19 protein-coding genes and 1 pseudogene are annotated in these 20,571 nt (G+C 61.7%); 6 read left to right on the forward strand and 14 right to left on the reverse strand.

Annotated features, from left to right (window positions below):
- The first annotated feature begins 36 nt into the window (after positions 1-36).
- Genes AB7813_RS23035 through AB7813_RS23045 form a run of 3 tightly spaced genes read left to right on the forward strand, consistent with a single transcriptional unit; the run spans position 37 to position 2,503 of the window.
- On the forward strand, positions 37-813 hold the full coding sequence (locus AB7813_RS23035; protein ID WP_244628699.1) for an ABC transporter permease: 777 nt from the start codon (positions 37-39) through the stop codon (positions 811-813).
- Positions 813-1,796 carry a 2-hydroxyacid dehydrogenase gene (locus AB7813_RS23040; protein WP_441228474.1) on the forward strand — a complete coding sequence of 328 codons (984 nt, stop codon included), beginning with the start codon at positions 813-815 and terminating at the stop codon, positions 1,794-1,796. Before AB7813_RS23035 ends, AB7813_RS23040 begins: the two co-directional genes overlap by 1 nt.
- Positions 1,797-1,852: 56 nt before the next feature.
- Positions 1,853-2,503 carry an AprI/Inh family metalloprotease inhibitor gene (locus AB7813_RS23045; protein ID WP_441228987.1) on the forward strand — a complete coding sequence of 217 codons (651 nt, stop codon included), beginning with the start codon at positions 1,853-1,855 and terminating at the stop codon, positions 2,501-2,503.
- Positions 2,504-2,548: 45 nt separating this feature from the next.
- Here the strand turns inward: AB7813_RS23045 and AB7813_RS23050 are convergent.
- Positions 2,549-3,538: pseudogene (locus AB7813_RS23050) on the reverse strand (IS30 family transposase); the annotation flags it as partial.
- A 271-nt stretch (positions 3,539-3,809) separates the two neighbouring features.
- Here AB7813_RS23050 and AB7813_RS23055 point away from each other — a divergent pair.
- On the forward strand, positions 3,810-4,505 hold the full coding sequence (locus AB7813_RS23055) for a tetratricopeptide repeat protein (protein WP_441228475.1): 696 nt from the start codon (positions 3,810-3,812) through the stop codon (positions 4,503-4,505).
- Between the two features lie 15 nt (positions 4,506-4,520).
- Here AB7813_RS23055 and radC read toward each other — a convergent pair whose 3' ends face one another.
- From radC to AB7813_RS23075, 4 genes are all read right to left on the reverse strand, one after another.
- A complete protein-coding gene (radC, locus tag AB7813_RS23060) occupies positions 4,521-5,240 on the reverse strand; it encodes a RadC family protein (RefSeq protein WP_441228476.1) in 720 nt (239 codons plus the stop codon).
- A gap of 97 nt (positions 5,241-5,337) precedes the next feature.
- Positions 5,338-6,165: a type I methionyl aminopeptidase gene (gene map, locus AB7813_RS23065; protein ID WP_441228477.1), complete on the reverse strand. Its 828-nt coding sequence runs from the start codon at positions 6,163-6,165 to the stop codon at positions 5,338-5,340.
- A gap of 130 nt (positions 6,166-6,295) precedes the next feature.
- Positions 6,296-7,009 (reverse strand): DNA/RNA nuclease SfsA, encoded by a 714-nt coding sequence (gene sfsA, locus AB7813_RS23070; RefSeq protein ID WP_441228478.1) that lies wholly within the window; start codon positions 7,007-7,009, stop codon positions 6,296-6,298.
- Between the two features lie 5 nt (positions 7,010-7,014).
- Complete coding sequence (locus AB7813_RS23075) at positions 7,015-8,337, reverse strand: mechanosensitive ion channel family protein (protein ID WP_175368541.1); 1,323 nt, start codon at positions 8,335-8,337, stop codon at positions 7,015-7,017.
- A 239-nt stretch (positions 8,338-8,576) separates the two neighbouring features.
- Here AB7813_RS23075 and AB7813_RS23080 point away from each other — a divergent pair, with 239 nt between their 5' ends.
- Entirely contained in the window at positions 8,577-10,373 is a 1,797-nt protein-coding gene (locus AB7813_RS23080) for a potassium/proton antiporter (protein ID WP_093759886.1), read from the forward strand.
- A gap of 5 nt (positions 10,374-10,378) precedes the next feature.
- On the opposite strand, the gene modC is transcribed toward AB7813_RS23080, so the two are convergent.
- The 6 genes from modC to mepA all read right to left on the reverse strand — a co-directional run bounded on the left by modC (position 10,379) and on the right by mepA (position 14,536).
- Positions 10,379-11,059 carry a molybdenum ABC transporter ATP-binding protein gene (gene modC, locus AB7813_RS23085; protein ID WP_089263657.1) on the reverse strand — a complete coding sequence of 227 codons (681 nt, stop codon included), beginning with the start codon at positions 11,057-11,059 and terminating at the stop codon, positions 10,379-10,381.
- Between the two features lie 2 nt (positions 11,060-11,061).
- Entirely contained in the window at positions 11,062-11,757 is a 696-nt protein-coding gene (gene modB / locus AB7813_RS23090; protein WP_068733848.1) for a molybdate ABC transporter permease subunit, read from the reverse strand.
- Between the two features lie 3 nt (positions 11,758-11,760).
- Complete coding sequence (gene modA, locus AB7813_RS23095; RefSeq protein ID WP_441228479.1) at positions 11,761-12,546, reverse strand: molybdate ABC transporter substrate-binding protein; 786 nt, start codon at positions 12,544-12,546, stop codon at positions 11,761-11,763.
- A 193-nt stretch (positions 12,547-12,739) separates the two neighbouring features.
- The gene (locus AB7813_RS23100; RefSeq protein WP_089262897.1) at positions 12,740-13,237 is read right to left on the reverse strand and encodes a hypothetical protein; all 498 of its coding nucleotides are present in this window, start codon (positions 13,235-13,237) and stop codon (positions 12,740-12,742) included.
- A gap of 2 nt (positions 13,238-13,239) precedes the next feature.
- Positions 13,240-13,449: a TOBE domain-containing protein gene (locus tag AB7813_RS23105; protein WP_089262895.1), complete on the reverse strand. Its 210-nt coding sequence runs from the start codon at positions 13,447-13,449 to the stop codon at positions 13,240-13,242.
- A gap of 151 nt (positions 13,450-13,600) precedes the next feature.
- Positions 13,601-14,536, reverse strand: a complete 936-nt coding sequence (mepA, locus tag AB7813_RS23110; RefSeq protein WP_441228480.1) for a penicillin-insensitive murein endopeptidase — start codon at positions 14,534-14,536, stop codon at positions 13,601-13,603.
- A 378-nt stretch (positions 14,537-14,914) separates the two neighbouring features.
- On the opposite strand from mepA, the gene AB7813_RS23115 reads away from it, so the two are divergent.
- A complete protein-coding gene (locus tag AB7813_RS23115; protein ID WP_441228481.1) occupies positions 14,915-17,149 on the forward strand; it encodes a putative bifunctional diguanylate cyclase/phosphodiesterase in 2,235 nt (744 codons plus the stop codon).
- A 393-nt stretch (positions 17,150-17,542) separates the two neighbouring features.
- Here the strand turns inward: AB7813_RS23115 and AB7813_RS23120 are convergent, their stop codons facing one another.
- The 3 genes from AB7813_RS23120 to AB7813_RS23130 all read right to left on the reverse strand — a co-directional run bounded on the left by AB7813_RS23120 (position 17,543) and on the right by AB7813_RS23130 (position 20,368).
- Positions 17,543-18,520 (reverse strand): Bug family tripartite tricarboxylate transporter substrate binding protein, encoded by a 978-nt coding sequence (locus AB7813_RS23120; RefSeq protein WP_176454493.1) that lies wholly within the window; start codon positions 18,518-18,520, stop codon positions 17,543-17,545.
- 154 nt (positions 18,521-18,674) lie between these two features.
- Positions 18,675-19,898, reverse strand: coding sequence for an FAD-dependent oxidoreductase (locus AB7813_RS23125; RefSeq protein WP_441228482.1), 1,224 nt, complete (start codon positions 19,896-19,898; stop codon positions 18,675-18,677).
- Positions 19,899-19,981: 83 nt separating this feature from the next.
- Positions 19,982-20,368, reverse strand: coding sequence for a cupin (locus tag AB7813_RS23130; RefSeq protein WP_068733870.1), 387 nt, complete (start codon positions 20,366-20,368; stop codon positions 19,982-19,984).
- Positions 20,369-20,571 lie beyond the last annotated feature (203 nt).

Here is a 20,571-nt window from a genome sequence, read left to right on the forward strand (position 1 = left end):
ACAGTCGATCGCGGTTCGGTCGTGCCGGGCAGCGATATGCAATGGCAGCGCATCGTCTGGCCGGTGGTCGTGTTTGTCGCTGGAATCGTTTTGTGGGATCTCGTCGTCCGGATCGGCGAAATCCCGCCCTACCTGTTGCCAGGTCCCGTGCTCGTCTTTCAGACACTGATCGCCGACTGGTCGGTCCTGTCTGAATCGCTCGGCGTGACATTGCTGACAGCGCTGGAGGGCTTCATCGCCGCGGCCATCGGTGGCATCGCGCTGGCGCTGTTGTTCAACCAGTCCAAATGGCTGGAATATTCGCTGCTGCCCTATGCCATCGTGCTGCAGGTGACGCCCGTCATCGCCATCGCGCCGCTGATGCTGATCTATCTGCCGCAGCAGACGGCCGTTGTTGTCTGCGCCTGGATCGTGGCGTTCTTCCCGGTGCTGGCCAATACGACGCTGGGCCTCAATTCGGTGGATCGCAATCTGGCCGGTCTGTTTCAGCTCTATCGCGCATCGCGCTGGCAGGTGCTGCGCTATCTGAAGCTTCCGGCAGCGCTGCCATTCATTCTTGGCGGATTGCGCATTGCGGGCGGATTGTCGCTGATCGGCGCGGTGGCGGCGGAAATCGCTGCAGGTGCGGCGGGTGCTGGTTCAGGCCTCGCCTATCGCATTTCGGAATCCAGCTATCGCCTCAATATTCCCCGAATGTTCGCTGCGTTATTGTTGCTGTCCGTTGCGGGGATTGTGATTTATATGCTGCTCGCGCTGGTATCCCACGGATTGTTGCGGCGCTGGCATGAGAGTGCACTGCGAAAGGAAAAATAATGGGGACGGGAATCTCTTCGGACAAGATCGACCTGCTGATCTACGGACCGACGAAGCCGCTGATCAATAACGGTTTCTCGGATCAGTTCGTATTGCATAAATATGAAACCCAGCACGATCTCGAACGGCTGCCGGCGGGTGTCGCCGAGAAAATCCGCGGTATCGCCGTGACTGGCCTGGTGCCAACCAACAGCGCCGTGCTGGCGAAATATCCCAAGGTCGAGATCGTCTCCTCGTTCGGCGTTGGTTACGATCACATTGATGCGAAATATGCCGCCGAGAACAACATCCTCGTTACCAACACGCCGGATGTGCTGACCGAGGAAGTCGCCGATACGGCGCTCGGCCTGTTCATCGCCACTGCCCGCGAATTCATCAAAGCGGATAAATATGTCCGTTCGGGCCTGTGGCTGACACAGCCTTATCCGCTCACGGTCGGCTCGCTGCGCGACCGCAAGGTCGGCATGGTCGGCATGGGCCGCATCGGTCAGGCCATCGCGCGCCGTCTCGACGCCTCGCTGGTACCGGTGGTCTATCACTCGCGGAACCCCGCGGCTGGCGTCTCGCACAAGCACTATCCGAACCTGATCGAGATGGCGAAGGCGGTGGATACGCTGATCGTCATTACGCCGGGCGGGCCGTCGACGGCTAATCTCGTCAATGCGGAAGTCATGCAGGCGCTCGGTCCGCGCGGCATCATCATCAATATCGCGCGCGGTTCGGTCATCGATGAACCTGCACTGATTGCGGCGCTCAAATCGGGCACCATTCTGGCCGCGGGCCTCGACGTGTTCGCGCAGGAACCGAAAGTGCCGGACGAGCTGAAGTCGATGCAGAACGTCGTGCTGCTGCCGCATGTCGGCTCGGCGTCGGTGGTGACGCGCAACGCGATGGATCAGCTTGTGGTCGACAACCTCAAGCTCTGGTTCGCGGGCAAGGCGCCGACGACACCGATTGCGGAAACACCGATAAAGGGACGCTGATCGTGAGACTCGCGTCGGTGCGCTGTCGATATTTTGCGCTGGCAGTTGCCGGCGTGATGCTTGTCGGCGCACCGGCGCGAGCGCAGGATGCTGCCACCCTTCGAAAAAACATGATCGGGCAGTGGGAGCTCTCCACCACCGAACGCAGCAAGACCTGCGTGGTGACGCTGAAGAACGACACGTCGCCACAGGGGCTGAAGCTCGAACTTGAACCGGATTGCGCGAAGGCGTTGCCTTTCACCAAGGATATCGCAGCCTGGAACATCAAGGGGCTCGATATCGTCCGGCTGCAGAATCCGACGGGCGAAACGGTGATCGACTTCACCGAAGTCGAGAGCGGCATCTTCGAAGGCATTCGTACCGGCGAGGGCGTCTATATCCTGCAGAATCTCGCTGCAGCCCGCTCGCTGACCAAGTCGATGGACCAGATGATCGGCGACTGGTCCATGGTGCGCGGCAGCGGCCGCGTGGTCTGCGGTTTGACGCTGACCAATACCGAGACGACCCAGGATAATTTCGCCGTCTTCCTGAAGCCGCGCTGTGAACCCCTGGTGGCGAATTTCAATCCCAAACAGTGGCGCCTCGAACGGGGCGAATTGCTGATGATGTCGGCATCGGGCGAGACTTGGCATTTCGAAGCCGACGACAACGCTCAGTGGCGCCGCGTGCCGGATAGTGCCGACCCGCTCATCCTGCTGCGGCAGTAGGAGGTCGCTCCGCGCCCGCTTTTGTCGTCCCCGCGAAGGCGGGGAGGTGGATTCACACTCGAAGTGCAACAGCTGTCGAGCAAAGAGCTCGGCGGGGGTATGCCAGTCAAGGCACTTTCGGGGTGTGCTGTTGTAAGCCAGCACGGCATCGGCAAGATCCTGGGAGGTGAGCGTAGCTAGATCTGTCTTGCGCGGAATCCGGCGGCGCATGCGACCGATGGCATTCTCGACGCCACCTTTCTGCCAAGGGGCGTAGGGATCGCAGAAAAACGTCTGGATACCGAGTGCATGCAGGTCTGTGTGGCAGGCGAACTCGGTGCCGTTGTCGAAGGTAATGCTCTGTCGCAGTTCGGGCGGCAGCGGCGCCAGCAGTCGGGTAATCGTTTGCACGACCGGACGGGCGGCCTTGCCGGATAGACGCACGGCGATCATCAGACGGGATAATCGCTCATGCAAGGTGAGGATGGCCTGCCCGTAGCGCGCGAACATCATCAGATCACCCTCCCAATGGCCGGCGGTGGCGCGGTCCAGGACCTCCTTTGGTCGGTCGGCGATCGGCACCCGGCCCTCTATATGCAGCGCTGACGACCCGCCCTTGCGACCACGGAAGCCTCGCTTGCTCTTGCCGCGCGGCAGATATCGTCGCCAGCTGTAATCCTTGGTGCGCGCGATCTGAGCGTGGATGAAGCGGTAGATACTCTCCGGCGAGATCACCTTGCGGCCATGCTGTAAGGCGAGCACCCCGCAGACCTGTTCTGGGGACCAGCCACGCTGAAGTCCGTCCAGAACCTGAGTGCGGAGCCCAACATCGCGGTCCAACCGAGCGCCCTTCCAGCGCCGCGCCGTTGTCTGGCCCTGCGCGTAAGCGGGTTTGTAGCCGACCTGCACGCCGGCATTGCGCTTCAGCTCCCGGGAGACAGTCGATGGCGCGCGATCCAGAGCTGCCGCGATTTGCCGGATCGAGCGCCCTTCGGCGTAAAGCTGGGCAATCCTGTAGCGGTCATCCAGCGATAGCTGGGCGTAGGTTCCGTCCATCGCAACACCCTAATCTGGTGTTGCACTTCGTTTGAGAACTCAGGGGACCCATAACCACGGCATACGCAATTGTAACGGCGAGCCACGACGACAGCACTCCAAATGACGCCGAGGCGTGTATGGGTCCCCGCTTTTGCGGGGACGACGAGGAGAGGTGGCTGCCCGGACAGCGCTCTGCGCAACAATCCGTCCGGTCTAAATCAGCCTCTTCGAACCTATTTCCGCTGCGCGTTACCAAGATGAATTGGTTCAAACCCGATTGGAGGGTGAGATGAAATTTTTCGCCTTGGCTTTTTCGTGCCTTTTATTCTTCTCAATGCCCGCCAACGCAAATGACGCAGACACCTTTAATGTAATGGTAGCATTGGCGAAAAAGGGAGATGCAGAGGCGCAATACCATGTGGGCATGATGTACAATAATGGCATTGGCACGCAACAGGATCGTAGGCAGGCCTTTGAGTGGTTTCAAAAATCAGCTGCGTCGAACGACCCGTTGGGAGCCTACAAGCTTGGTTGTTACCATGACGGGCAAGGCGCAGGCATCGTGGAGTCTGACACGGATCAAGCTTTAAAATACAAGCTTGTTTCTGCCGAAGCCGGCTACGCGCTTGCCCAGCACGATGTCGCGAATCTGTATGACAAGCGAGGAAATTCGGAAGAAGCGCTCAAGTGGTGGAAGAGGGCGGGTGATCAGGGATATCCCGGTGCCCTCTTTGGTTTGTCCCGTTTGTATTCCGCCGGAAAAGGAGCGCCAAAGGATCTGTCTTTGTCATATGCGTATTTCAAACTTTCGAAGCTGGCGCCCGCGAAAAATGTGAATGAGATGGCTGCACTGTTGTCCGAACAAGAACTCAAGAACGCAGAAAAACTGGTGTCCGAATGGAAGCCGCGGACAACTGCTTTAACACTCAAGGCAAAGAGCGGCATTCGAGCAGCAGAAGAATACGTCAAAACCATCAAAAACTAAGTGTTCTGATTGGCCTTAGATCAGCTTCAGCCCCTTAAGGCTGGCATGGCCGTGCTTGCCGACGATGATGTGATCATGTACCGCGATGCCGAGCGGCGCGGCGACATCGATCACCGCCTTGGTCATCTGCACATCGGCCTGCGACGGTGTCGGGTCGCCGGAAGGATGATTGTGCACCATGATGATGGCCGTCGCTGACAGTTCGAGCGCGCGCTTCACGACCTCACGCGGATAGACCGGTGTGTGATCGACGGTGCCGACCTGCTGGACCTCGTCCGAGATCAACTGGTTGCGCTTGTCCAGGAACAGAATGCGGAACTGCTCCTTGTCGGCGAAGGCCATGGCCGTGCGGCAATAGTCGATCACCGTGGCCCATGACGACAATGCGGTGCGCTGTTTCAATTGCCCCTTGGCAACGCGGCTGGTGGCAGCAGCGATCAGTTTGATCTCGGTGATGGCGGCTTCGCCGAGGCCGCCGATTTCGCGCAGCCGCGTGTCCGGGGCATGCACGGTTTCGGCAAAGGAGCCGAACTTGGTGATCAGCGATTTCGCCAGCGGCTTCACATCCCTGCGCGGCAGCGCACGGAACAGCACCATTTCCAGCAGCTCGTAGTCGCTCAGCGCATCGGCGCCGACGCTGCGAAAGCGCTCACGCAGTCGCTCCCGATGGCCATGATAATGCGGCGCTTCGGCAAGACCCGGCGGCGCAGTCGGATCGATGGGGCTGACGGGCATGTGGCGCAAACGCTCGCATGGACATTATCCGCGAGCATGCCGTGCCCGGCTGCATTTGCAACCAGAAAGTGTTCGATGTCGTGTGGCGATTTGAAGTTTAGGCGGCGGGCGTCGGCGGCTGTTCGATATGCCGCTTGGACAGCGTGAAAATCTCGACGCCGGTCGCCGTCACGCCGACCGTGTGCTCGAACTGCGCCGACAGCGACCGGTCGCGGGTCACGGCGGTCCAGCCGTCGGACAGAACCTTCACATGTGGCTTGCCGAGATTAATCATCGGCTCGATGGTGAAGAACATGCCGGGGCGCAAGGTCACGCCTTCGCCGGGGCGGCCGACATGGATGATATTCGGCTCGTCATGGAACATGCGGCCGAGGCCATGGCCGCAAAAATCGCGCACCACGCTCATCTGCTGCGGTTCGACGAAGCTCTGGATCGCATGGCCGATGTCGCCGGTGGTATTGCCCGGCTTGACCACGGCGATGCCGCGCATCAGCGATTCATAGGTGACCTCGACCAGTCGCTCCGCCTTGCGGGCGAGTTCGCCGACGCCATACATGCGGCTGGAATCGCCATACCAGCCCTCGACGATGAAGGTGACGTCGACATTGACAATGTCGCCTTCCTTCAGCGCGCGGTCGCCGGGCATGCCGTGGCAGACCACGTGATTGATCGACGTGCAGGTCGAATAGCGATAACCGCGATACATCAGCGTGGCCGGAAAGGCGCCATGGCTGAAGGCGAATTCGCGGACGAAGTCGTCGATCGCCGAGGTCAGCACGCCCGGCTTCACCAGATCGGTCAGCTCGTCGAGACACTGCGACACCAGCGCGCCGGCCTTGCGCATGCCAGCAAAAGCGGCGGGACCATGCAGCTTGATCTGACCGGTTTTGCGCTGGGAGGTTTCGGAGGCTTCGACGTAGCTCATCAGGTGATCTTGCCAGGCAGGATGCGACGGGAATGTGCGATTTGAGGCCCCAATTTAATGGCTGGGGCGGTCAGCGCAAGCCAAAGCAGCCCCTCCAGGACCTCATCGCTCGGTCCCACCCCAGCCATATTCATGGCTGAATCGGCACTCGGCCGGCCAAAACGATGCTGCCGTGGTCGATCTGGCATGTATAGGCGATGGCTTCGACGCCTGCGGTGCAGGCTTTGTCGAAGGCGCGGCCATAGGCCGGGTCGATATCCCGCGCCAGCGCAAAAGCCGTGGATGAGCCGATCTGGACCACGAACAGCATCATGGCCCGGGCGCCTGTGGCAACCATGGCGGCCAGTTCGTCGAGATGGCGGGCGCCGCGCGCGGTGACGGAATCCGGGAATTCCGCCAATCCCGGCTGGCGCATCATGTGGACGTTCTTGATCTCGACATAGCAGGGCGACCGTGACGGGTGTTCCAGCAGGAAATCCACCCGCGACGCAGCGCCGTATTTCACCTCACGGCGGATGGTGTCGTAGCCGGCGAGTTCGGGGATCGCGTTGGCGGCGAGGGCCTCCGCGACAATGGCATTGGGGTGCATTGTATTGACGCCGACCAGTTCCGGGCCATTGCCGAAATCGGCTTCGATCAGCTCCCATGAAAAAGGCAGCTTGCGGGTCTTGCTCGGCGACTTCGACAGCCAGACCCGCGCGCCCGGCGCCTGCAGGCCGAGCATCGCGCCGGGATTGGCGACATGGGCGGTGATCATGCTGCCATCGGCGAGCTCGACATCGGCAAGGAAGCGCTTGTAGCGCCGCAGCAGCGTCGCCGGAACCAGATCGGCCTGTAGCTTCATCGGAACTACTCCGGACCGGATGCGACTTCGACAATGGTTTCGACCGGTAGTGCACCGCCACGGATCTTCAGCTCGCGGACCGGATAGGGCACGCGGATGCCCTCACGCTTGAAGGCATCCCACAGTCCCAGCATCACCTCGCTCTTCACGGCATCCATGCCGTCGGGCGAGTCGATCCAGAAGGTCAGCGAGAATTTCATGCCGGCTTCGGCGAATTCAGTGAGGATGCAGTTCGGCGTCTTGGCCGTATTGGCCCGTGGCGATGCCGTTGCGACGTCGATAGCCAGCTTGCAGACGACGCGCGGATCCGCATCGTAATTGGCGCTGAAATTGACCTTCACCAGCGTGTCCTTGTCCGTATAAGTCCAGTTCACCACCTTCTGGGTAATGAGGTCCTCGTTGGGGATCAGGAACTCGCGGCCGTCGCCCGCGGCGACCGAGATGTAGCGCGTATTCATCGCACTGATGCGGCCGGAGCTGTCCCCGATGGTGACGAGATCGCCGGGTTTCACCGATTTGTCCGCCAGCAGGATCACGCCGCTGATGAAATTGGCGACGATTTTCTGCAGGCCGAAACCGATACCGACACCGACTGCACCGGAGAACACGGCGAGCGCCGAGAGGTTGATGCCGACCGCACCCATGACGAGAGCGACGGCGAACACCATCAAGAGCAGACGCACTAGCTTGATCAGCAGGACCTGGATCGAGGGCGTGAGGTCATGGGATTGCCTGATGCGTCCTTCGAGAAAATTGCTGGCGATGTTCGAGAGCCATAGCGCTACCGCGAGCAAGACGCCGAGCTTGATCAAGAGTAGCGGGGTCAACCGGAGGCCGCCGAGGTCGATCCCGTTCGCATCCAGCATGGTGATGGTCGGCTGCAACTGGCCGACAATGCTGAGGGCCGCCACGAACCAGGCCGAGATCGACACCAGCCGGACTAGGAATTCGTTACGGATCACGCTGGTGACAAGCCGGATCACTAGCCACGCGAGTGCAAGCTTCGCGGCCACTGACAGCAAATAGCTGCGGCTGGGCCATGTCACGCTCAGCATGATCACGCGGTCGAGGGTCATCAGGATCGCAAAGGCCGCAGTGGCCGCGCTGCCGACGAGAATGCGCATGAACATGCGCAGCGGCGCCGGCCAGCCCATCGCCAGCGAGGTCATATCGACCCGCGAGCGGATTGCGGCCCCGATGGCGAAGGCAATGCCGCCGCCGGCCATCATAAGTCCGAGCTGCAAATAGAACCACGGCGAGGTTACCTCGGCGCCGAACGATCGTGCGGTTGCCAGCACGAATTCGTGGGTGTCGGTCAGGTCAAGCATCGCGCAGCTCTCGTTGTCGTGAATGTATCGTGTGGTGTGGAATCATCGCTGGACGGCGCATTTGATTCGGATGGGCAGAGATTCACACAAGCACCACGTCGACGCCATCGAGCGGAGCTTCTGCCTTGGGCAATTCCCGAGAAATATACCTGCAAATAGGTATCACGCAGAAAACGTTTGGCGTCTCGGGATGACGACGATAAGCATGGATTTACAAGTATTTCCGGCCTCGGAGCCTCATGGCGTCACTTGATTCCGTCAGCATTGCCATCCTTCTCGGCGCAGTTCTGGTTATGGCCGGCATCCTGTCCAGCCTGCTTGCGCTTCGCTTCGGCGCGCCATTGCTGCTGTTCTTCCTGTTTATCGGCATGGTGGCCGGCGAAGCGGGCCCCGGCGGACTGCGGTTTGACGACGTCCATACAACCTATGTGGTGGGCTCGGTTGCACTCGCGCTGATCCTGTTCGACGGTGGGTTGAAGACACGATTTCAGGCCATTCGCGCGGTGCTGGCCCCGTCGATGGTGCTGGCCACGATTGGCGTGTTGTTGACGGCGTTGATCACGGCGCCAGTCGCCAAATATGCCCTCGACCTGAACTGGACCCAGGCGCTGCTGACCGGCGCGGTAGTGGCTTCCACCGACGCCGCGGCTGTCTTTCTGCTGGTCCACGCGCAAGGCCTGCGCCTCAGACCGCGGGTTGGCGCGACACTCGAAGTTGAGTCCGGAACGAACGATCCGTTCGCCGTCTTTCTGACCCTGACGCTGGTCAAGCTTCTGTCGCTGGGCGACGCCTCTGCCGGTCACGTGGCAATGGAATTTGTTCAGGAAGCCGTGCTGGGCACCCTGATCGGCGTCGTCGGTGGCCGGTTGGTTGTCCTGGCCATGAATCGCGTGGCGTTGCCGCAGGGGCTGCATGCGCCCTTCGTCTGCACCGCGGCTCTGGTGATCTTCGGGCTGGCTCAGATCGCTCACGCCTCAGGCTTTCTGGCGGTCTATCTTGCCGGCATCATCATCGGCAATCGTCCGACGCGGGCGCATAATTCCGTGGTGACGTTCCTCGACGCTGCGACGTGGCTGGCGCAGATCGTGATGTTCGTCATGCTCGGTCTTCTGGTGTCGCCGGAGCGGCTGGTGGGCAGCATCATTCCGGCGGTCGGCGTTGCCCTGGTTCTGATGTTCGTGGCGCGCCCGGTCGCGGTCTTCCTGTGTTTGCAGCCTTTCCGCTTCAACTGGCGTGAAAAGATGTTCGTTTCGTGGGTCGGCCTGCGCGGTGCCGTCGCAATCTTCCTTGCCTCGATCCCGATGCTGGTTGGTCTGCCCAAGGCGTCGCTGTATTTCGACGTCGCTTTCGTGGTCGTGATCATCTCGCTGTTGTTTCAGGGATGGACGCTGGCTTTTGCCGCCCGGAAGCTGCATGTGGCTCTGCCGCGCACCGACAGGGGGCCGCGCCGTATCGAACTCGATTTGCCAGGTCAGCTCGAACAGCAACTGGTCGGCTATGCCGTGCGCCCGAAGAGCCTCTACCTGAAGCGCAATCTCATTCCGTCGTGGTCGAAGCCGACGCTGGTCATTCGCGATGAGCGCATCCTGACGCCGGCGGAGGCCGAGCCTGTTACGGCCGGCGATTACATCTATCTGCTGGCGCCGCCGGAAAAGGCCGAGGCGCTGGATCGCTTCTTTGTCGACATGCCGCCGAGCACGGCGCCGGACCCGCATCTGCTTGGTGATTTCATGGTGTCTGGCGAAATCACTCTCGGCGATCTTGCGGCGATCTACGGCATCGCCGTCGATCCAGCCCAGGCATCGCTGACGCTGGCGGATTATTTCGATATCCATCTCGATCATGCGCCGACCGTTGGCGCCGCCTTGCCGATCGACAGCATCGACCTTGTCGCGCGCAGTCTTGGTGGCGGACGCGTCAATGTGGTTGGCCTGCGTCTGCCCGAAGATGAAGACCCCGCGCCGCCAAAGCTGACACGCAGGCAAGCCCTCAAGGCGAAACTGAAGCGAGGCTGGACCACGCTGTCCGGCGCCTGATTGGCTCAGGCTGCCGGGATGATACGCGGCAGGATCTCGGTGCCACCGAAGGCCGCGACACGGCCGCGCTTCAGCATCACTACCTGCGTCGCCAGTTGCCGCATTTCGTCGGCATCGTGACTGACGAAGACCATCGGCACATCGCCTGCATCGCGCAGCCGCTTGAGGTAGGGAAGGATCTCCGCCTTCCGCTCCTCGTCGAGCGCCCCCATCGGTTCGTCGAGCAGTAGCAGCCTCGGTTGAGATAGCAGCGCACGTCCCAGCGCCACGCGTTGACGTTCACCGCCCGAGAGGCCGCCGGGACGACGATCGAGCAGATGTCCGATATCAAGCATCTCTGTAATGCGCGTTTCCTCAGCAGAATCGCGTGTCAGGCGGTTCATCCGGCGTCCGTAGTCGAGGTTCTGCGCGACGCTCAGATGCGGGAACAGTCGCGCATCCTGAAACACATAGCCGATTCGGCGCCGATGCGGCGGAACGTGGACGCGCGCGCTGCCGTCATAGAGCACGTCGCCATCCACGGCGATGATGCCGCGATCCGGCTGCACGAGGCCGGCGATCATGCTGACCAGCGAGGTCTTGCCCGCACCTGAGGAGCCGAACAGGCCCGTCACGCGGCCTTCGCTGGTGAAGGCGACGTCGACCGAAAACTCGCCGAGTTGTTTGAACACGTCAACGCGCAGCACGATCAGTTTCCATGCAGCCGTTGCGTCGCGCGGCGCGCGAACCATTCCGAAGCGATAAGCGCCAGTACGGCGATTCCGATGGAGATCATCACCAGACGTGAAGCTGCCGCGTCACCGTCGGGCGTCTGGATCAACGAGTAGATCGCGGAGGAAATCGTCTGGGTCTCGCCGGGAATGTTTGAGACGAAAGTAATGGTGGCGCCGAATTCGCCGATGGCCTTGGCAAAGCCGAGGACCATGCCGGCCAGGACGCCGGGCAGCGCCAGCGGCAGGGTCACCGTTGCAAATACTTTCCACGGCGATGCGCCGAGCGTGCTCGATGCCTGTTCGAGCCGCCGGTCAACCGCCTCAATCGAGAGCCGGATCGGCCGCACCAGCAGAGGGAACGACATCACGCCGCATGCAAGCGCGGCACCCGTCCAGCGAAAGGCGAAGACGATGCCGAGATGTTCGGCGAGCCAGGCGCCGAGAAGGCCGCGTTTGCCGAGCAGCAGCAGCAGCAGATAGCCGGTGACGACGGGCGGCAGCACCAGCGGCAGATAGATTATGGCGTCGATGATCGGCTTGCCCCAGAAGTCACGCCGCGCGAGTAGCCAGGCGACGCCGATTCCAATCGGCGTCGAGATCAATGTCGCGATCACGGCGACCCTGACTGAAAGCAGGATCGCCGTCCATTCTTCAGGAGAGATGTCGGACACGTGTCAGGACGTCGGCTTGACCAGGAAAGTGAAGCCGTACTTCTCGAGAACCGTCTTTGCGGTCGATGACCTCAGGAAGGTCAGGTAGTCGGCGGCTTCGCTCTTGGCGGTGGTGGTCGCAGCTATCGGATAGATGATCGCAGGATGCGAGTCCGACGGGAAGGTGCCAATGATCTTCACGCCCGGATCGATCTTGGCATCGGTCGCATAGACGATGCCAAGCGGAGCTTCACCGCGTGAGACCAGCGTCAGCGCAGCGCGCACGCTCTCGGCCATGGCGAATTTCGACTCGGCGGCGGTCCAGCTGCCGAGCTTCTCAAGCGCGGCCTTTGCGTATTTGCCGACCGGGACCGACTTCACATCGCCGGTGGCGATCTTGCCGTCGCCGGCGAGCTTGGCGAGATCGAAGCCTTGACCGATGGTGACGTTGTCGAGCTTGGCGTCCTTTGCGGCGATCAGCACGATGCTGTTGCCGAGGAGGTCGGTGCGCGTGGCGACGTTGATGTTCTTTTTGCCGATGGCGTAGTCCATCCAGTCGGTGTCGGCGGAGACGAAGACGTCGGCCGGCGCGCCCTGTTCGATCTGCTTGGCGAGCGCCGAGCTTGCAGCATAGCTGGCGGTAATCTTCACGCCGGTCTTGGCAGTGTAGGCGGCATCGAGCTCGTCGAGCGCGTTCTTCATCGACGCTGCGGCGAACACGGTGAGGGTTTTGTCCTGCGCATGGGCAGGCGTGAAGGTCGATCCGAGCAGGATCGAGAACGCAGCGAAAAGTCCGGCAAAACGGTTCATGTGGCGCTCCATGCGTGAGCGCAGCGCAAAGTGCGCGCAACTCAGGCGTTGGTTGGGTGGGACATGCGACAGGCGGAAGCGCCGTTCCGGCAATCCCGAGGACTTACGGTCCGCAGGGGATATCGCTGGGGAATAATATCAGGCTGGCCAAGGGGGTAAAGGCCCTTGGGCGCGGAGGCCTCTAAGGCTGCCGTCACTCGGACGGCAGCACGGCCAAGCTGATGGTGTTTTCAGTCACGCCGCTGACCTGGATCACGAACGGACCTGCAGCAAGATCGTACTTTATGGTCTTGCGGATGCCGGTGCAGTCGGTCGCGCCGCTGAACTCCATCGGCTTCAGGATCTCACCATCCTGCACCACGTCGACCCACGCCGCCGACGACAGGCTGATGGTGTATGTGCCAGCCTTTGGCGCCTTCTGGAAGCGCGCAAAGCCTGCAAATGTGCCGTCTTTCGGCCTTCGCTCTGGGGACGTCGGCAGCTTCGCCTCAGCGGGTGTCTTCAAATCAAGGATCGCTGCGGCGGGAATTGCGAGGTCGGCGCCAGAGGCAATCTTGAGGCGATCCTGCGCCGTCAGTGCAGCGCGCTCCTTGTCGATCGGCCACTTGAATTTGTCACAGCCGCTTGGCTCGGCAGCCCATGCAGGCGCCGAACCGAGCAGTGTGAGCGCGACAATCAGACGCGCATACATAATCAATCCACCGCGATCATGACGTCGGAGGCTTTCACCACGACGATGCATTTGCCGCCGGCCTTGAGCGCCAGATCGTCAACGGCTTCGTTGGTGATTGACGAGGTCACTACCTGGCCGCCGCCGATGTCGACGCGGACATGCGACGTGGTCGCGCCCTTGGTGACTTCGAGGACAGTACCCTTGATCTGGTTGCGTGCACTGATGCGCATGTTGGATCTCGCCGATTGGGCCGGGCAGCTGACAGCCGCGGCTGATATGGAAGGAGTGCGGGAGGGGCGCCCGTTGTTGATCGTCGGCTTACGGCACAACGATGGCGTGTTCTAACCCGGTTTCACGACAATGCGATAGCCAATCGGCCGATCACGGTGCCGTCAGAACCTGTCGGCACGCAGCCGGCATTTCTGCGAGCGTCATCGGTGGCTTCGGCTTGGGCGGAACCGGCGGCGGTTTTGGATGCAGCACGACATCGCTGAACCAGTAAGCCAGATCGCCGGCGCTGCAGCCCTCGGAATCAGTCGGCGGTGGCTGGGATTCGCATTCGGCACTGCCGACCGGGCATTTGATGCGGACATGGAAGTGATAATCATGGCCGTACATCGGCCGCACCTTCGACAGCCAGCTGCGGTCGCCTTTGGCCTCGCGGCACAGCGCCTTCTTGATGGCGGCGTTGACGAAGATGCGCTCCACACTGGGCTCCACCGCCGCGGCGCGGATCACCGGCAGATGGGACGGCGTCCAGGTGGTCGGATCGATGTCGAGCCGGTCGTGCCGCACCATCATCACCGCCGACATCTCCTCGCGCTCGTTGCGCGAGAGCTGGCGGTTCGGCATCGGCGTCAACCAGATATCGGCATCAAGCCCGACCTGATGGCTGGCATGGCCTGTGATCATCGGGCCGCCGCGCGGCTGCGACATGTCGCCGACCAGGATGCCCGGCCAGCCGGCGTTCTTGTTAGCCTTGACCGATAGCCGCTCCAGCAGCTCGACCAGTTGCGGATGCGCCCAGTTGCGATTGCGCGATAGCCGCATCACCTGCCAGGTCGGCCCGTTGATCGGCAGCGCTTCGGCGCCTGCGATGCAGCCCTTGGCGTAGAAGCCGACCACGCGCACCGGCGATTTCGTCGGCAGCACCTTGCGGCCGAATAGTTCTTTGGCGCCGATGGCCGGGTCGTTCGGATTGGCCAGCGGCGGCAGCGGTTTCAGATCGACGCTGCCTTTGGTTTGCGCCAACGCCAGCGGCGTTGAAGCAATGACGGCGGGCAGGACTATGAGGCTGAGAATCAGGCGAAGGCTCATCCTGCGACTATAGCTGAAGCTGTCGATGAGGTGAGTGACCTGCGGCACGCACGATTTTAACGCGTGGGTAACCACGTCTGACGCTGGCGCTTTTTTTTGCGTTTGGGTTTGCCGGTCCTCCTGCTGCCACCGGCTCAGTCGTTTTATCAGCGTTTCGAGCCGCTTGCGTCTCTCACTTGGCGGGGATGATCGCGCGTGACCCGGTAACGTCCAGACATGGGTAACCATACGCCCACGGTTTTTGCCTGTTGTGAAGGCATGGGATGTGTACAGGCGCGCAGTTCAGACGGTAATCGGTTGCTGTGAACCGGCATTGATACCGTTTTTTCAGACACTTCTTGCACATATTGTCACACGCGCGTTGCGAGTGGATCATTGATGCCGAAGTTCCGGCCTGAAGCGAAAAAGAAAGCGAAAGCCGGACTGGCGTCTCGGATCACCCGGCCGAGCCGGGCGATCGCGGCTGCGCCGAAACTGGCGCCGAAAAAGGGTCTTGTCAGCGGTCCCATTCGCGAGATCGTGCGCCAGCGTGCCCAGGCCGAGGCGGCGATCGCGGAAGCCCGTAAATCCCACGAGCGTCTGCGCGAGGCGATCGACATCCTGCCGCAAGGCATCGTGTTTCTCGATTCCGACGGGCGCTACATCCTCTGGAACAAAAAGTACGCGGAAATCTACAACCGCAGCTCGGATCAGTTCGTGCCGGGTGCGCGTCTGCAGGACACGATCCGCGTCGGTGTCGAGCGCGGCGACTATCCTGAAGCCATCGGCCGCGAGGACGAATGGATCGCAGAACGCGTCGCCAAACTGTTCCATCCCGGCGAGCGCCACGAGCAGGTTCTGGCTGATGGTCGCGTCATCCTGATCGAAGAGCGGCTCACCGAAGACGGCGGTGTCATCGGTCTGCGCGTCGACATTACCGAGCTGAAACAGCGCGAGGCGTCGTTCCGCCTGCTGTTCGAGAGCAATCCGGTGCCGATGATCGTCTGCGCACTCGATGACGAACGCATCCTCAGCGTCAACGACGCTGCGATCGAACATTACGGTTACACGCGTCCGGAATTCGAGAAGCTCACCATCCGCCAGTTGCAGGCCTTCGAGGCCGCCCCGCCCTGGGTCGGCGATCACGCCAATGACGAGCAGGCCGCGCGAACCTGGAAACACGTCAAGGCCGACGGCTCGCTGATCGATCTGGCGATCTATTCGCGGCACCTCGTCTACAACGAGGAGCCAGCCGTGATGCTGGCGCTGATGGATATCACGGAGCGCAAGCGTGCCGAGATGCGGCTGGCTTTCATGTCGCATCATGATGGCCTCACCGGCCTGCCGAATCGCAACCTGCTGCGTCAGCGTCTCGACGAGGTCCTCGCACATACGCGGCGCACCGGCGAGAAGGTCGCGGTGCTGTTTCTCGGCCTCGACAACTTCAAGGGCGTCAACGACACGCTCGGCCATGGTATCGGCGACAAGCTGTTGCGCGGCGTGGCGCGGCGGCTGCGCTCGTCGTTGCGCGAGGAAGACGCGTTGGCGCGGCTGAACTCCGACGAGTTCGCCATCATCCAGACCGGCATCAACCGTCCCGAGGATGTCGTGCTGCTGGCCCGCCGGCTGCTCGACGCCGTCGGTGAGACCTATCTGCTCGACGGTCATTCGGTGGTCATCGGCGCCAGCATCGGCATCGCGATGGCGCCGAGCGACGGCGACGAATCCGAGCGACTGTTGAAGAACGCCGATATGGCGCTGTCGCGCGCCAAGAACGACTCCCGCGGCACCTTCAGCTTCTTCGAGTCCGGCATGGACGCTCGCGCGCAGGCCCGTCGCAAGATCGAAATCGATCTGCGCTCCGCGATTCAGGACGATCAGCTACGGCCATTCTACCAGCCGCTGATCGATCTCAAGACCGGCCGCATCACCGGCTGCGAGGCGCTGGTGCGCTGGCCGCATGCGGAGCGCGGCATGATTTCGCCGGCGGATTTCATCCCCGTTGCGGAAGACACCGGCCTGATCAATGCGCTCGGCACGCAGATTCTGCGCCGTGCCTGCAACGAGGCTGCGCGCTGGCCCGATGAAGTGCGCGTCGCAGTCAATCTGTCGCCGCTGCAGTTCCGCGTTGGCAATCTGCTCTCGGTGGTGATGGATGCGCTGAAGCATTCGGGACTGCCGCCGCGGCGGCTTGAACTGGAGATCACCGAGACGCTGCTGCTGGAAAAGAGCAATCAGGTGCTGGCGACCCTGCACGCGCTGCGCGCGCTCGGCGTGCGCATCTCGATGGACGATTTCGGAACCGGCTATTCGTCGCTGAGCTATCTCAGAAGCTTTCCGTTCGACAAGATCAAGATCGACCAGTCCTTCGTGCGCGATCTCGGCTCCAATCGCGATGCGCAGGCCATCGTGCGCTCGATCATCAGCCTCGGCATGGGCCTCGGTGTCACCATCACGGCGGAAGGCGTCGAGACAGAATCCGAACTCGCCTGCCTGCGCAGCGAAGGCTGCCATGAAGGGCAGGGCTTCCTGTTCAGCCGGGCGCGGCCGAATGAGGAGATTGTCGAGCTGCTGCGCGCTCAGGCCATTGCTGCGCCGGATGCGGAACTGTCCGTCCGCGCGCAGGTCGCATAAGGCACGCGCCGATCTCCGCTTCGGCGAGGGCGCGGACGACCCTTCATCCCGTTTCCCATTGCGAGAATGGAGCGCCGGGAGGCGCCAGGGGTTTGCGAGACCCCTTGAGGCTGGCCTTGCGAGGGCCGGCCCGCACGTCAGCACCGGCGGGATTGCGAGTCCCGCAGGGAAGACGCGCGCGTTACGACATCGGTGGGGGTGCGAAGCCGGCCGAGCGAACGCTGCGCCTCCCGGCGCTCCACCAGCAGCTGCCCGGATGACCCGGGCGCCGCTGCAGTCTGATCGATGCTGTGTGTCATGAGCACGCAGCAAGCGAGCAGGCTGGAATCGAGATAACTCAATGTAGGACTAAAGTCAAGATCAGTTTAAGCTCGGAGGGATGCCGAAAAATCCCTAGTTGGAAATCTTCGCTTTCGAGCGCTTCACGATATTTTCCATCCGCGCAGAATCCTTGGCGATAACAGCTCCGAACTGATCGGGCTTGTCCGCGATCACGGTCAAACCAAGGCCTTCCAGGCGAGCCGAAACAGTTGAATCTCGCAACGCCTCCACGATCGATGTGTTGAGCTTCTCAATCACGTCCTTGGGGGTCGCCGATGGAGCGACAAAGCCGTACCAGTTGCCCGCGAGGAGATCGGGATAGCCTGCCTGCGGTGACGTCGGCACATTGGGCAGCTGTTTGCTTGGTTCAGGCGCGGTCACGACGATGGGCCTCAGCGCTCCGCTTTGTACCTGCTGGACCGTGTTCGACAGATTATCGCACATCATGGACACTTGACCACCGATGACATCCTGAAGTGCCGGAGCTGCGCCCTGATACGGGATGTGGACGGCATCGATGCCTTCGAGCACCTTCAGCGTCTCGCCGCACAGATGGCTCGTGCTGCCGATACCGGCTGACGCAAATGTCAGCTTGCCCGGCTCGGCCTTGGCCAGCGCCACCAGTTCCTTCAGCGAGTTCGCCTTGACCGACGGATTGACGACCAGGATGTTCGGCGTCGAAGCGCCATTGGTGATGGGCGCGAAATCCTTTTCGGAATTATAGGCGGGCTTTTCATAGATCCACGGATTGATCGCCATCATGCCGGTTGTCGCGAGCAGAATCGTATAGCCATCCGCCGGCGAAGCGGCGACGCGAGCCGCCCCGATCGAGCCGTTGGCGCCGCCGCGGTTCTCGATGATCACGGTGACGCCGAGCGACTTCGACATCAGCGGAGCCACTAGTCGTGGAATCGCGTCCGCCGTGCTTCCAGCCGGATAAGGGACCACGATCGTGATCATTTTTTCCGGAAAGCCGGCCGCTGCCGCGCCGGGCACGCCCAAGGCGACAGGCGCTACCAGCGCCGCCAAAAGAAACGTCGTCCACTTCATCCGTAAATCCTTGCTTGGCATTCTGAAACTCCTGCATGACATCTTGGGAACCATGGTGTTGGCTCCTCCAGGCTTACTGGCGCTTCCACTGCCGCGGTTCTTATCCAGCCGAGTGACCGGTTGCCGTCGACATCGTCTCAGAGAGAGTTGCTGATCACCCCGGGCGGTGCTCAGCCACATGCAACGCACCGGCCCGCTCAAGCGAGTCGAGCATCGCGATCCGGCGCAATAGCGCTCGTGCCTTTTCCGGATCGGCGGCTGCTGCGCGAATGTCGTCGCGGAAACGCGCACGATCGGCTTCGTCTTTCGCTTCGAGGTTCTTCTTGTTGCGGATGGTGTCGCCCTGAATGGCCTGCATCGTGACCGTCCGGCGCTGCAGATCGTAATCGGCAAGAATGCTCTCATCAGCCGTGCCGTTGATGACCGGACCCAGCTTCGCGGTCAGGTTCAATGCATCATGAATGCCGCCATTCATGCCCATGCCGCCGAGCGGGTTGTTGATATGGGCGGCGTCACCGGCCAGGAATGTGCGGCCTTTCTGGAAGTTCGCGGCCACGCGCTGGTGCACACGATAGAGCGTGGTGTGGAAGATGCGGGCCTCCAGCTCTGCGGGAACGATCCGCCGGATCGACGCCGTCACATAGGCTTCGGACAGTGCTTCCTCATCGGATGTTTCCGCGGCCACCGGCATCATCACGCGCCATGCGCCGAGGATACGCAGAAGGAAGTACCAGCGTTCGGGATCGGCGACATAGCTGACCGACGAGACGCCCGGCCGAAGCGCGGTGAAATCGACCGGTGTCGTCATCACCAGGAAACGCTCGGGCCAGGTGAAGCCCTCGAATTCCATATCCTGGCCGCGGCGGACGATGCTGTTCGCACCATCGGCGCCGATCAGCCAGGCGCATTCATGCGGGGTGTCGTGGCCGTTGGCCGTGACCACCACCTTGACGGTATCGCTGGTCTGCTCGACCGATTTAACCTCGCTGCCGAACGCGATCGAGAACAGCGGATTGCCGGACAGGGCGTCCAGAATGATGCGTGTGAGCTTGAACTGTTCGGCTTGCAGGCGGAACGGATGCCGCACCAGATCGGAGATCGCCGCGAAATCGAATGTGCCGAGCACACCGTCCTCGGACGAACTGTACTGGACCGTCGGTGCCTTCAGCCCCTGTGCAATCAACGTGCTGGCGAAACCGAGATCGTCGAGCATGTCCAGCGTGGGCGGATGGAACGTCGATGCGCGCGACTCGCTGCTCAGCGCGTCGTTTTTCTCGAGCACCAGAACCGGAATGTTCTGTCGCACCAGATCTGCGGCAGCCACCATGCCGACCGGCCCTGCACCGGCGATGATGACGGGAAGCTTCGCATTACTCATTCTATCAAGACCTCTTGCGGGGATTTCAGGGAGCGTCGGCTCTGATCGGCGGCCCCTCCAAGAGGCTGCCGTCTCTGTGGCTCTCAGGCGGGATCGTAGTAGTGCATTTCGAGAAGCAGGCAGCCGCCCTCGGATTTGAACGGACCATGCCACGCGCCTGGCGGTCTGACGGCGTAGGTGTAGCCGGCGAACGGCGTGCCGCCTTGCCCGTTCTCGTCATTGCCAACGATCAGGTCGCCGGAGACGAGAAAGACTTCTTCCCAGTGGTCGTGAACGATCTGCTGTGTGGTGAAGAGACCCGGAGGGAACTTCAGCAATCGCGTCCGGCTGCCGCGTTTGTTCGCGGTATCGAGCGATCCGGACAGGATCTTCTCCAGCGCGCCCGACGCGGGATCGTAGCCCTCGGGCAATTGCCAGCCGCTCTCCATGTCGAGCGTGTGGAATTCGTCATGCAATTTGTTGACTGCCACTGATGTGCTCCTTGAAGTTGATGACCGAAGCACCTGTGCGGGGCACCGCGCTGCAGTCTGCATGTCTTGAGACCGTTGCCGGGGCGTGACCTCGCCAGAGGTGCCGCCCGCCATGACTTTTGTCATCCGCGGGGAGATTGTTGCCTTGTGCTTAGGCGTGCAAACAATTTAATCTGCGGACATCTTGCGTTTTTGGAATGAAC

It is taken from the genome of Tardiphaga sp. 20_F10_N6_6 (genome assembly GCF_052076045.1).
Taxonomy (GTDB): domain Bacteria; phylum Pseudomonadota; class Alphaproteobacteria; order Rhizobiales; family Xanthobacteraceae; genus Tardiphaga; species Tardiphaga robiniae.